Genomic DNA, 12,392 nt, shown 5'->3' on the forward strand with positions numbered 1-12,392 from the left:
AATTAACAATTTATCAAAACTGACTTAATAAATGCGTAATATAGTAAAGGTAACAAAATAACTAGGGTAGAGAACATTTGAGAACACCCGCTTACATATAACGTGCCGCTTTCTTAAGTGTGCTCTATTCCCTAGAGTTCAAATAAGGAGAAAGGTGTTCTATGTAAGTAGGTGTTTTTAGTTTGGATAAAAATAGAAAAGCTAGGTGGAATAAATGTTTAAAGAACCTTATATTGCGATGATAAAGGATTGGAAAGGGTACAAAACATACAAAAAATTACCGAAAACAGTTTTTCTTATGACTGGTTCAATGCTGGAGTTACCAGAGCGTGTATATGAACTACAGAAACATGGACACGATGTATTTCTTCATTGTGATTTTATACAAGGCTTAAATACGAACACAGAGGAAGCACTTTTATATATTCAAGATGTTATCGGAGCACAAGGTATTATTTCGACAAAGGGATCGACAATTCGAAATGCCAATAAAATTGGATTGAAAACGATTCAACGCATTTTTATTGTTGATACTTTATCTCTTACAAAATCAATTGAAAATTGTAAAACGACTAAACCGAATGCAGTAGAGATTATGCCTGGCATTATGCCTTCTATTATTAAACAGCTAGCGGAGGAAATAAAATTCCCTATTATTGCAGGTGGGCTGATTCAAACGCGAGAGGATGCAGAAATCGCAATTCGTGCAGGAGCAAGTGCAATTTCAACGAGTCATTATGAAGTGTGGATACAAGAAGAAAAAAGGAGTGCAACCTTGTGATTGAATTGAAAAATGTTTCAAAGGTATATAAAAATGCGGAAGAGACAGCAGTTAAAGACGTATCAGTTCATATCAAAAGAGGAGAATTTTTTGTTTTAGTTGGACCTTCAGGATGTGGAAAAAGTACATTATTACGAATGCTGGCTGGTTTAGAAGAAATTTCTTCGGGAGATTTAATTATTAATGAACATGTTGCAAATGATTTAGAGCCGAAAGACCGTAATCTATCAATGGTATTTCAAAATTATGCATTATATCCACACCTAACTGTAGAAGAAAATATTTTATTTGGACTTAAGGTAAGGAAGGTACAAAAAGAAGAGCGACAAAAGCGATTAATGGAAGCTATTGAAATGGTAGGACTGAAAGAGTATGTGAAAATGAAACCGGGCCAATTATCAGGCGGGCAAAGACAGCGTGTTGCACTTGCTAGGGCCATCGTCAGTCAAGCACCGATTTGTTTAATGGATGAACCACTTTCGAATTTAGATGCGAAATTACGTGCACAGATGAGGATTGAAATTAGAGAAATTCAGCAACGATTAGGAATTACGATGATTTACGTTACTCACGATCAAATAGAAGCAATGACTATGGGAGATCGTATTATGGTTTTAAATAAAGGAAGTATACAACAAGTTGGAACACCGCTTGATATATATAACGAACCAGCAAACGAATTTGTTGCAAGTTTTATAGGTTCTCCTTCTATGAATATAAATGATGGGGAAGTGGATAAAGAAAAAGGCATATTACATATAGGGCAATTGCAAATCCCATTATCTATTGGACAGCTAAAGCAATTACCAGAAGGAACTATTCGAATAGGTATGCGTCCTGAGCATATTGCACTGTCTGAGGAAGGACAAGAAGTGACGCTGCAATCTGTAGAAGTATTAGGGAATGAATCTATATTAAACTTTGCGGTAAATGGAACAACTTGGGGTGCGAAAGTCATCGGACAGTTACTCCTGAACAAAGGTGACAAAGTAAAATTATTATTCTCGCAAGAAAAACTATGCTTCTTTCACCAAAATACGAATGAACGATTAAAAGTGGTGGCTGAAGAAGAGTTGAAAGTGGTGGCGAAATAATGATTGAAGTAGGTAAGTTACCAGTTCAAACAACAGTGTCAAAAAAGAAGAGTTTATGGGGCAGAACGAAAGATTTAAGAATAGGATTATTGTTTTTGGCGCCATCTATTTTGTTATTTTCAATTTTTCTTTTCTATCCATTGTTTAGGACGATCTACTATAGCTTTTATTTAACAGATATACACGGAGAAGCTAATCTTTTCGTTGGCTTAGAAAATTATCAATATTTATTTTCGGATCCTGCTTTCTACAAAAGTATAAAGTCAACTTTATTATTTGTTTTATATACAGTTCCTACTAGCATTGTATTCGCCTTATTTCTTGCATTAATTGCAAATGAAAAAGTAAGAGGGATCGGGTTATTCCGAGTACTGTTTTCTTCAACGATGGGAATATCAGTAGCTGCTAGTGCAGTGATTTGGCTATTTTTATTTCATCCAAGTGTAGGGTTATTTAATAATATATTAGCCTCTATGAATCTTCCTGCAATCGCATGGTTAACGAGTCCAGAATGGGCACTGTTTTCTGTATCGGTTACAACGGTTTGGGTGAATACAGGATTTGCATTTTTAGTTATATTAGGTGGTTTACAAAATATTGATACGTCTTTATATGAGAGTGCATCTATAGATGGTGCTAGTTATTTATATAAGCTTCGCCGCGTTACATTACCGATGCTATCACCAACTTTATTTTTTATCGTGACAGTAACGTTAATTAGTGCATTCCAAAGCTTTGGACAAATTGATATTTTAACGCACGGTGGACCGAATGATGCAACGAATTTAATTGTGTACTCGATTTATAAAGAGGCATTTGTGAATCATCAATTTGGAACAGCAAGTGCACAAGCGATGGTATTATTTATTTTCATTTTTATTGCTACATTGATTCAATTTAAGTTTGCTGAGAGAAAGGTGCATTATAAATGATCGTTAAACAGTGGAAACAAAATTTCCTATTATACATGCTGCTCATTATTAGTGCAGTAATGGTGTTTTTTCCTGTACTGTATGCGTTTTTAATAAGCTTTATGACACCAGACGATATTCAAATGAGAAGGTTATTTCCAACTCAATTTACTTTTGATAATTTCATTAATATTTTTCAAAAAGTACCTCTTTTTACATACTTATATAACAGTTTAATTGTATCGACAGTTGTTATGCTTGGACAACTTATCGTATCCAGTTTAGCAGCTTATGCTTTTGTTTTTCTTCAGTTTAAAGGCAGAAACTTAATTTTCTTCTTGTTTATTTCAACAATGCTTATTCCGTGGGAAGCAACGATGGTACCGAACTTTTTAACGATTCAAAACTTCGGATGGATTAATAGTTTTGCTGGGATAACGGTGCCATTTTTTGCAACAGCTTTCGGTATTTTCTTACTACGTCAACATTTTATGACACTTCCGAATGAACTGAAAGAAGCTGCTTTTATTGAAGGGATTGGAAATGTAAGGTTTTTATTCAGTGTTGTAATTCCGTATTGTAAAACGAGTTTTATTACGCTTGGAGTATATAGCTTTTTAACAACGTGGAATATGTATTTGTGGCCGCTCTTAGTAACCACTGATGAAAAAGTAAGAACGGTTCAAATTGGTGTAAAGCAGCTTCAATCTCAAGAAGTTGCAACTGATTGGGGCAGTGTAATGGCCGGTGTTACGGTTATCGTCATTCCAACGTTGATTTTACTATTTTTAGGGCAAAAGCAATTACAAAAAGGATTAACAAAAGGTGCAATTAAATAAGCATACATAGGAAAAGGTGGGATTGAGATGAGTTTATTGAAAAAAAGTGCTGCTCTTTTAATGGCAGCCACAATGGCATTAACCGGCGCAGCTTGTTCAAATAGTAAAACAGAGGGGAAACCTGAAGCACAGGCAAAAGTAGCTCCAGTTGAAAAGAATGGTGATAAAACTGTAATTCGTTTCTGGCATGCAATGGGTGGAAAAACACAAGGTGTACTAGATGGGCTTGTTGCAGACTATAATAAGTCGCAGAATAAATACGAGATAAAGGCAGAGTTCCAAGGAACATACGAAGAGTCTTTAACGAAATTTAAAACGATGTCTGCAACGAAAGAAGCGCCAGCTCTTGTTCAATCGAGTGAAATTACAACGAAGTATATGATTGATAGCAAAAAGATTACGCCTATCGATAGCTGGATTAAAAAAGATAAGTACGATACATCAAAATTAGAAAAAGCAATTACGAACTATTATTCAGTTGATGAAAAAATGTATTCTATGCCGTTTAATTCATCTACACCAGTATTAATTTATAATAAGGATGCTTTCGCGAAGGCTGGATTAGATCCAGAGAAAGCTCCGCAAACATATGATGAGTTAAAAGAAGCGGCGAAAAAGTTAACGATTAAAGAAGGCGGAAATGTAAAGCAGTATGGATTTTCAATGCTGAATTATGGTTGGTTCTTTGAAGAGTTGTTAGCGACACAAGGTGCTTTATATGTAGACAACGAAAACGGCCGTAAAGATGCTGCAAAGAAAGCGGTATTTAACGGAAAAGAAGGTCAAAAAGTATTTGGGATGTTAGATGAATTAAATAAAGCTGGTGCACTTGGAAAGTATGGAGCAAGTTGGGATGATATTCGTGCTGCGTTCCAGTCTGGACAAGTTGCTATGTATTTAGATTCTTCAGCTGGTGTTCGTGATTTAATTGATGCATCTAAGTTTAATGTAGGCGTTTCGTATATTCCGTATCCAGAAGATTCGAAACAAAATGGTGTTGTTATTGGCGGTGCATCATTATGGATGACGAATATGGTTTCAGAAGAAACGCAGCAAGGTGCTTGGGACTTTATGAAATATTTAACGAAGCCAGATGTACAAGCAAAATGGCATACTGCAACAGGATATTTCTCAATTAATCCAGATGCATATAATGAGCCGTTAGTAAAAGAGCAGTATGAAAAGTATCCGCAGTTAAAAGTAACGGTAGAGCAATTACAAGCAACGAAGCAATCTCCAGCAACTCAAGGGGCATTAATTAGTGTATTCCCAGAATCAAGAGATGCAGTTGTAAAAGCATTAGAAGCAATGTATGACGGAAAGAATAGTAAAGGAGCTTTAGATGAAGCTGCAAAAGCAACAGATAGAGCAATTAGTATTTCAGCTCGTACGAGTCAAAAATAAGAGAACGCCGCATCCTTTTTCAGGATGCGGCTTTCTTTATTGGGAGATAAGGGATCAAAGAAATGATGAAGTCTTATCTCGTTTATATGAGTAAAGGGTCTAGAATGAATTTTGTCTTTTTCATTATTTGTTTAACTCCATTGCAACTTGTTTCCCATTTACAAAAACCTCTGCCACCGCTACTACAACTTCCATCACTTTTTTCATATCTCATCTCTCCTTGTTTTTTGTTTCATTTCTTACTTTTAGTATAAGGAAATGCAGTAATTGCAACCATCGAATTGGATGACAAGAGACTTACATTGTTGTAAGGATAATAGTTTTAGTTTGTAATAAATGTGATTCAGAAGTTTCTGTCGTTTTGAATTATAATTAGAAAGAGAATGGTTTAGAAAGAAGGGGATAATATGAAAAGAATTCTTGTTATTAGTGATATTCATGGAGAAATAGAAAAGTTCGAACAATTATTGGAAGAAGCTCACTACGATGCAAAACAGGATCAACTAATTTTGTTGGGGGATTATGTAGATCGTGGTCCAAATGCGCGTGCAGTAATTGAAAAGGTAAAAGAGTTAAAAGAAGCGGGAGCCCTCGTTCTAAAGGGCAATCATGAAGATATGATGATTAAGGCGTTAACGACTGATGAGGAACGTTCATGGAACCATTGGGTAAAAAGGAATGGTGGAGATAAAACGTTATATAGCTATGGATTTGTAGAAGAAGACATTGCGGTTAATGAGGAAAACTTCCAAAAACCGATTTTACAATCTCATATATTAGAGGAACATGTAACGTTTATTCAAGAATTAGATCATTACATTGAAACAGAAGAGTATATCTTTGTACATGCTGGTGTTGAGCCGATGAACCGAGTTTCTGAATCTGAACCATATACGTTAATGTGGATCCGTAATGAATTTCATAATGGATATAGCGGCGAAAAGGTTGTTGTATTTGGCCATACGGAAACAAAAACGCTTCATGGTAGTGAGAATTGCGGAGTGTATTTTGGTAGTAATCGTATTATTGGAATTGATGGCGGTGCGGTTTATGGTGGTCAGTTAAATTGTTTAGAATTGCCGAGTAAAAAGGTGTATGTAGTAAAAAATTGAAAGAGATAAGGGTAATCTTATTTCTTTCAATTTTTTATTAAGCAAAATTTAAGAAAGAGCCTTTATAATAAAGGTTCAAAATTTTATATCGAGCAAAACTTTAGAAGGAAATAGTTGAAAATGAAATTACATAATATGATTACATTATTTCGTTATGAAGAGAAGAGATGCAATAATAAAGAGAGTTGAAATAGATTGTGGAAGGTGAGAATATGCGCTTACTTGTAGTAGAAGATAATGCCTCGTTATTAGAGTCTATCGTACAAATTTTACGTGATGAATTTGAAGTGGATACGGCAATGAATGGGGAAGACGGCTTGTTTTTGGCGCTGCAAAACATTTATGATGCAATTTTGCTTGATGTGATGATGCCAGAAATGGACGGATTTGAAGTGATTCAAAAAATACGTGATGAAAAGATTGAAACGCCAGTCCTGTTTTTGACAGCGAGAGATTCTTTAGAAGATCGAGTGAAAGGATTGGACTTTGGTGGAGATGATTATATTGTTAAACCGTTTCAGGCCCCTGAATTAAAAGCGAGAATTCGTGCATTACTACGCAGAAGTGGTAGTTTAACAACACAGCAGACCATTCGCTATAAAGGGATTGAATTGTTCGGAAAAGATAAAGACATTCAAGTAGATGGACAAGGTATTAAGCTGACATTAAAACAATATGAGCTACTAGAGTATCTCATTCAAAATAGCGGGAAGATTTTAATGCGTGAACAAATTTTTGATCGTGTTTGGGGATTTGATTCTGATACGACAGTAGCAATTGTAGAAGTGTATGTACATCATTTACGTAAAAAATTAGAACCATTCGGTTATCAGAAAGATATTCAAACCGTTCGTGGTATTGGATATATATTAAAAGAACAATGAGAAAGGGAAGCATGTTTCAAAAGACACGTATTCGTCTAACTATATTGAATTCGTTAGTATTTATCCTATTAATAGGTGTATTAGGTAGTATTATTTATTCGTACACATACAAGCGTACTTATAATGAAGTGGATCAATCTATAAAAATGATAACTCAGTATAGAGAAAAATTTGATGTTAAAATGCCACCACCAAGAAAACGTATAGAGAATATCAAAATTCGAGACCCACGGATAACTATAATAACTTGGAATGGAAAAATAGTGGAGATAGAAGGCGATAACCATAAATTTCGCTCTAACTTTGAAGGGGATTTGGAAAAGTTTTCTCCAAAAAAGGTAGGGGATTTGCAAGATATTGAAGTGCAAGGACGATATTTTAGAACGTTTGCGTTTCAAGAAGATGGAAAAATAGTTCAAATTGTACGTGATACAACAGCTGAAGAAGAGATGCTAAATACTTTATTTTTAATTCTCATAATAGGTTGTAGCATAGGCAGTCTATGTGCAATAGGTATCGGTTTTTTCCTAGCTGGCAGGGCACTCATACCTATTCAAAATTCATGGGAGAAACAGCAGCAATTCGTTTCCGATGCATCACATGAATTAAGAACACCGCTTGCAGTTATTCAATCAAAAACGGATGTATTATTCCAGTCGCCATCCGCTACGATAGAAGAAAAAGCCGTGGATATCTCTACAATTTCAAAAGAATGTAGGCGGCTATCGAAACTCGTTAGCAATTTATTGTTGTTAGCACGTTCGGATTCTAATCAAATTGAGATGGATAAGAAAACATTTGAACTGGATAAGTTGTTAGAAGAAATTATAAATCCATATAAAGAAATTGCCTCTTATCAAGAAAAAGCGATGATATTAAAAGTAGAACGTGATATAACGTTTATGGGTGATAGAGAGAGAATCCATCAAATGATGGTCATATTGTTAGATAATGCGATGAAGTATACGAATGAAGATGGGCATATTCAAATTGATTGCACACAAACGAGTAATTCAATTTGTATACGGGTGAAAGATAATGGGATAGGAGTTAAAGAAGAAGATATTCCAAATTTATTTGATCGTTTTTATCAAGGAGACAAAGCAAGAAGTATGTCAGAAGGAGCTGGGTTAGGTCTTTCAATCGCTAATTGGATTGTAGAAAAGCATTATGGAAAAATATCGGTAGAGAGCAAATGGGGAGAAGGAACTTGTTTTGAAGTGATTTTCCCAAAAAATCAAAGATTATAAGTGAGAAGACGACCTTGTTTTTACAAGGTCGTCTTTTTTAAGGGAAAGTTAAGGAATAACTTGTAGCATGTATTACATAATGGAAACTTGTGATGGAAAGAAAAGATGTAAGGTTTTTTTGAATGAACTGGATAAATCATAAGGTTATTTCTAACAGAGATGAAGTTTATGTATAGTATAAAAAAAATTATGGGAAAGCTGGAAAAAGAAAGCGTGAGAGGGAGGAAGAAGTCTTGAAAAAGAAAATGATGACGGTATTCACTATTGGAGTAATGAGTTTAAGTATATTAGGGGGTGCCTCCCCTTCTGGAATGACAAAAGGAAAGACAGATTACACGCAGCGTAGTAAAGAACAATTAAATGATGGGAAAATACATGCAATGCATACGGAAGAAAAAGCGGAAAAGTTAGGCATTGAAACGGATGGGAAAGAACAAATTACGTTAGAAAAAGAAATTCATGAGACGGAAGTAGGAAGAGAAGCTAATCAATTAGGTATCTCGGCAGAAGGAAAAGATGTTGGAATTCTTTCAGAAGAAATTTATGAAACAAAAGTGAGGAAAGAAGCGTTGAAACTAGGAATATCTATAGAGAATACGTCGATTGTAAGTTTAATTGATCAAATTAATAAGATTAAAATTAATAATGAAGCAGAAAAGCTTGGTGTTTCAACTGAAGGAAAAGAAATAGAAGAGATTGAGGAAGAAATCTACGGAACGAAAGTTAGAGAAGAAGCAGAAAAGCTAGGTATTGCTCAACAAGGAAAAGAGATGGAAGAGTTAGCAGGGGAAGTGTACGAACAAAAAGTACAGGAAGAAGCAAAAAAATATCATATTGATTTATATGGCAAAGATATATATCAAGTATTAAGAGAAATAAATGAGCAAAAGGTAATAGAAATAGCAGATGAGCTAGGTATGGATAGAACGAATTTGAAGATTCAAGATTTAGCGGAGAAGATAAATCTTGAACAACCTGAAAAGGGAAAAGAGCTTAAGTTTGTTCCTATGGTTCAAACAGATGCTAATGCGTTTTATTCGTATTTAACGAATTAAAAAGGGCGTGAGAGTGATACGAAAATGGAAGTGGTATATATGTATGGCCTTACTATGTATAGGGGTATGGGGTGCATATACAAATGGAATTACAAAGTATGTGGAGAAAGTAAAGGGGTTACTATTTTCAAGTGTACAAAGTCAAAAACGAATAGAGTTTAGTAATAACGATGAAAAAGTCATGTTATCAAATGTGCCTTTAATTCAGCAATTACCAGAGTTAGATAGAGGCTGCGAAGTAACAAGTTTAGCGATGATGTTACAATACGCAGGTGTTTCTGTAGATAAGATGAAATTAGCAAATGAAATAAAAAAAGTTAATTTTATGGAAGATGGTGTACGTGGGAATCCGAATGAAGGATTTGTAGGGAATATTTATACCTTTTCTGAATCCGGATACGGTGTATATCACGGACCACTTTTTCAATTAGCAAAAAAATATTTACCGAATAAAGCTGTGGACTTAACAGGGAAGAGTATAGAAGAAATTTATAAGAGTGTAAAAGCAGGGCACCCGGTAGTCATGATTACGAATGCAACATATGCTCCTTTAGATGAAGATGAATTTACTACATGGGAAACAAATAGTGGGGATGTTTCTATTACGTATAATGAACATTGTGTTGTACTTGTTGGGTACGATAAGGAATCTGTATATATTCGAGATCCCCTCGATGATAGCTTAGATGTAAAAGTGCCAAGAGGAAAATTTGAACAGGCATGGGTGCAGATGGGGAGTCAGGCAATTAGCTATGTAAATAACTCCAAATAAATTAGGAAGAAGAGCATGAACTATATAACTATAAGGTGAAGGATAAAGATTTAAGGAATTGTAAGAGAAGTTTTGCAGATTTTTTTGAAGAGAAGCTGTTAAAAAACAAGAGAACTTTAGCTTATTATATATGCTAAAGTTCTCTTGTTTTTTAGGATTAAAATGTTTAGGAGAAGTGGATATGTAAAAATGCATAATTGACGAAAAAATTACATGTTATCATTATATATTGTTTTATACATGTTGATTGTATAAAATTACACAAGTGTTCTATTACATAAAGGAGGATTATTATGCAAAAAATATTTAACTGGGTTAAATGTATGAGTATCAATAAAAAATTAATCATTTCATTTTTTATTATTTTAACTATACCAGGACTTATTATCGGTGGTGTTTCATATCAAACTGCCAAAACAAATTTTGAACAACAAATTACAGGTAAAGCAAAGGAAAATATTTCAGTTTTAAATACTGTTATTTCTCAAAATATAGAAGAGAAATTTGTTGATGCGGCGTACTTTGCAGACATTTTAACAGAGGATACATATCCAAACGGACAAGAAGAAATAGTAAGAACGAAGTTAGCACAATATATAAAGCTTCATCCAGAAGTAGAAGGTATTTATATTGGAACGCAGACGGGGAAGTTTATAAGAGAACCATTTATTCAAATGTCTGATGGCTATAACCCAACAGATAGATCTTGGTATAAAGAAGCGCATGAAAATAAAGGAAAGGTAATTGTTACTGCACCATATCAATCAGCATCTACTAAAAATATGGTAGTGACAATTGCTAAAGAAGTAAAAGATGGTAAAGGTGTTATAGGAATTAACTTAAATTTAGATAACATCTTAAAAATTTCCAAAATGATTAACATTGGTGAAAAAGGTTATGCAGTTATTCTAGATCAAAATAAGCAAATTGTTAGTCATCCATCTAGAAAACCAGGTGCAAAAGTTACTGATCCGTGGATTAAACCAATTTATGAAGAAAAACAAGGAAATGTGTCTTATACAGAACAAGGTGATAAAAAGAATTTAATCTTTGCAACAAATGAGAAAACAGGATGGAAAGTAGTTGGAGTTATGTTCGACGAAGAAATTACCCAAGCTGCGAATCCAGTGTTTTATAAGACTTTGATTGTCATTGCTATCGCTATTGTATTTGGTAGTGTATTAATTTATTTCATTACAAAGTCTATTACAAGACCATTAAGAAAAATAGCTGACTCGGCACATAAAATTAGTAAGGGAGATTTGACAGAGAAAATTACAATCCATTCCAAGGATGATATAGGGAAATTAGGGAATTCATTTAATGAAATGTCTGCCTCTTTACAAGATGTGATTACTCAAATTAGTTTTTCAGCAGAACATGTCGCTGCATCGGCTGAAGAGTTAACAGCGAGCGTACAGCAAGCAAATGATGCGACAGATCAAATTACAATTGCAATAGAACAAGTATCAGGTGGGGCTGAATCACAAAGTCAAGGTGTTGAAGAAGGTGCGGCTACATTACAACAAGTAAATACAGCAATTCAAGATGTAACTGGAAGCGCAGAGTCAATTTCTATTTCCTCATTACATGCGCGAGAAAGAGCTGAAGAGGGAGAAGATTTAGTTGAACAAACCGCAAAACAAATGCAGTCTATTTCTAAATCGGTATCCGAGTCAGATGCTATTATTAAACTTCTTGATGAGAAATCAAAGCAGGTAGGAGCTATTTCTGAAGCAATTCAAAACATTGCTACTCAAACGAACTTATTAGCTTTAAATGCAGCTATTGAAGCGGCAAGAGCAGGTGAGCAGGGAAGAGGATTTGCTATTGTAGCTGATGAAGTTAGAAAATTAGCAGAGCAATCAGGAGAATCATCTGGAGAGATTGCAAATTTAATTGCAGAAATTAAGGCTGATATTGAACATACTGTTAAGGCAATGGGTAATGTGAGTGGGGAAGTTCAACAAGGCTTAGATGTTGTAACAAAAACGAAAGTAAGTTTTACAGAAATTTTAAGTTCTACTACTCATATTGTTTCTCAAGTTAATCAAATGGTAGAAACAACGAAGAGAATCGCTGGAGATGCAAATGAAGTGACAAACGCTATTGATGAAATTGCAGCGGCTGCAGAAGAAAATACAGCTAGTATGCAAAGTGTTGCAGCTTCAACAGAAGAACAAGTAAATTCGATGGAAGAAATTAGTTCGGCTTCGCAAAACTTAGCTGAGATGGCCGAAGAACTACAAGCAATGACTAGTAAATTTAAAGTATAATAACAGCAAATAAG

At 34.6% G+C, this 12,392-nt stretch carries 11 protein-coding genes and 1 pseudogene; all 12 read left to right on the forward strand.

Annotated features, from left to right (window positions below; translation table 11 throughout):
• Positions 1-214: 214 nt before the first annotated feature.
• The 12 genes and pseudogenes from NSQ08_RS01385 (at position 215) to NSQ08_RS29860 (ending at position 12,378) form a co-directional block, all read left to right on the forward strand.
• Positions 215-781 carry a glycerol-3-phosphate responsive antiterminator gene (locus NSQ08_RS01385; RefSeq protein ID WP_002010401.1) on the forward strand — a complete coding sequence of 189 codons (567 nt, stop codon included), beginning with the start codon at positions 215-217 and terminating at the stop codon, positions 779-781.
• Positions 778-1,875 carry an ABC transporter ATP-binding protein gene (locus tag NSQ08_RS01390; RefSeq protein WP_340770682.1) on the forward strand — a complete coding sequence of 366 codons (1,098 nt, stop codon included), beginning with the start codon at positions 778-780 and terminating at the stop codon, positions 1,873-1,875. Before NSQ08_RS01385 ends, NSQ08_RS01390 begins: the two co-directional genes overlap by 4 nt.
• Positions 1,875-2,807, forward strand: a complete 933-nt coding sequence (locus NSQ08_RS01395; RefSeq protein ID WP_000573576.1) for a carbohydrate ABC transporter permease — start codon at positions 1,875-1,877, stop codon at positions 2,805-2,807. Before NSQ08_RS01390 ends, NSQ08_RS01395 begins: the two co-directional genes overlap by 1 nt.
• Entirely contained in the window at positions 2,804-3,625 is an 822-nt protein-coding gene (locus NSQ08_RS01400; protein WP_340770686.1) for a carbohydrate ABC transporter permease, read from the forward strand. The genes NSQ08_RS01395 and NSQ08_RS01400 overlap by 4 nt, the downstream gene beginning before the upstream one ends.
• A 27-nt stretch (positions 3,626-3,652) precedes the next feature.
• Positions 3,653-5,029 (forward strand): ABC transporter substrate-binding protein, encoded by a 1,377-nt coding sequence (locus NSQ08_RS01405; RefSeq protein ID WP_340770689.1) that lies wholly within the window; start codon positions 3,653-3,655, stop codon positions 5,027-5,029.
• Between the two features lie 407 nt (positions 5,030-5,436).
• Positions 5,437-6,141, forward strand: a complete 705-nt coding sequence (locus NSQ08_RS01410; RefSeq protein WP_060750505.1) for a metallophosphoesterase family protein — start codon at positions 5,437-5,439, stop codon at positions 6,139-6,141.
• Between the two features lie 212 nt (positions 6,142-6,353).
• Positions 6,354-7,025, forward strand: coding sequence for a response regulator transcription factor (locus NSQ08_RS01415; RefSeq protein ID WP_002091066.1), 672 nt, complete (start codon positions 6,354-6,356; stop codon positions 7,023-7,025).
• Between the two features lie 11 nt (positions 7,026-7,036).
• On the forward strand, positions 7,037-8,275 hold the full coding sequence (locus NSQ08_RS01420; protein ID WP_033708775.1) for a sensor histidine kinase: 1,239 nt from the start codon (positions 7,037-7,039) through the stop codon (positions 8,273-8,275).
• 233 nt (positions 8,276-8,508) lie between these two features.
• Complete coding sequence (locus NSQ08_RS01425; protein WP_002140315.1) at positions 8,509-9,330, forward strand: hypothetical protein; 822 nt, start codon at positions 8,509-8,511, stop codon at positions 9,328-9,330.
• 43 nt (positions 9,331-9,373) lie between these two features.
• Positions 9,374-10,102, forward strand: coding sequence for a C39 family peptidase (locus tag NSQ08_RS01430; RefSeq protein WP_002125127.1), 729 nt, complete (start codon positions 9,374-9,376; stop codon positions 10,100-10,102).
• 323 nt (positions 10,103-10,425) lie between these two features.
• A pseudogene (locus NSQ08_RS29855) lies at positions 10,426-11,439 on the forward strand (HAMP domain-containing protein); the annotation flags it as partial.
• Complete coding sequence (locus tag NSQ08_RS29860; protein WP_445686580.1) at positions 11,431-12,378, forward strand: methyl-accepting chemotaxis protein; 948 nt, start codon at positions 11,431-11,433, stop codon at positions 12,376-12,378. The pseudogene NSQ08_RS29855 and the gene NSQ08_RS29860, both read left to right, overlap by 9 nt.
• The last annotated feature ends 14 nt before the right edge of the window (positions 12,379-12,392 follow it).

The sequence above is a fragment of the Bacillus sp. FSL E2-8887 genome, from assembly GCF_038007205.1.
In the GTDB taxonomy this organism is placed as follows: domain Bacteria; phylum Bacillota; class Bacilli; order Bacillales; family Bacillaceae_G; genus Bacillus_A; species Bacillus_A mycoides.

What these genes read in the sequence shown, in the direction of transcription:
- NSQ08_RS01415 (WP_002091066.1), top strand. Translation starts at nt 6,354, where the DNA reads ATGCGCTTACTTGTAGTAGAAGATAATGCCTCGTTATTAGAGTCTATC.
- NSQ08_RS01385 (WP_002010401.1), top strand. Translation starts at nt 215, where the DNA reads ATGTTTAAAGAACCTTATATTGCGATGATAAAGGATTGGAAAGGGTAC.
- NSQ08_RS29860 (WP_445686580.1), top strand. Translation starts at nt 11,431, where the DNA reads ATGTCTGCCTCTTTACAAGATGTGATTACTCAAATTAGTTTTTCAGCA.
- NSQ08_RS01420 (WP_033708775.1), top strand. Translation starts at nt 7,037, where the DNA reads ATGTTTCAAAAGACACGTATTCGTCTAACTATATTGAATTCGTTAGTA.
- NSQ08_RS01405 (WP_340770689.1), top strand. Translation starts at nt 3,653, where the DNA reads ATGAGTTTATTGAAAAAAAGTGCTGCTCTTTTAATGGCAGCCACAATG.
- NSQ08_RS01395 (WP_000573576.1), top strand. Translation starts at nt 1,875, where the DNA reads ATGATTGAAGTAGGTAAGTTACCAGTTCAAACAACAGTGTCAAAAAAG.
- NSQ08_RS01430 (WP_002125127.1), top strand. Translation starts at nt 9,374, where the DNA reads ATGGCCTTACTATGTATAGGGGTATGGGGTGCATATACAAATGGAATT.
- NSQ08_RS01410 (WP_060750505.1), top strand. Translation starts at nt 5,437, where the DNA reads ATGAAAAGAATTCTTGTTATTAGTGATATTCATGGAGAAATAGAAAAG.
- NSQ08_RS01400 (WP_340770686.1), top strand. Translation starts at nt 2,804, where the DNA reads ATGATCGTTAAACAGTGGAAACAAAATTTCCTATTATACATGCTGCTC.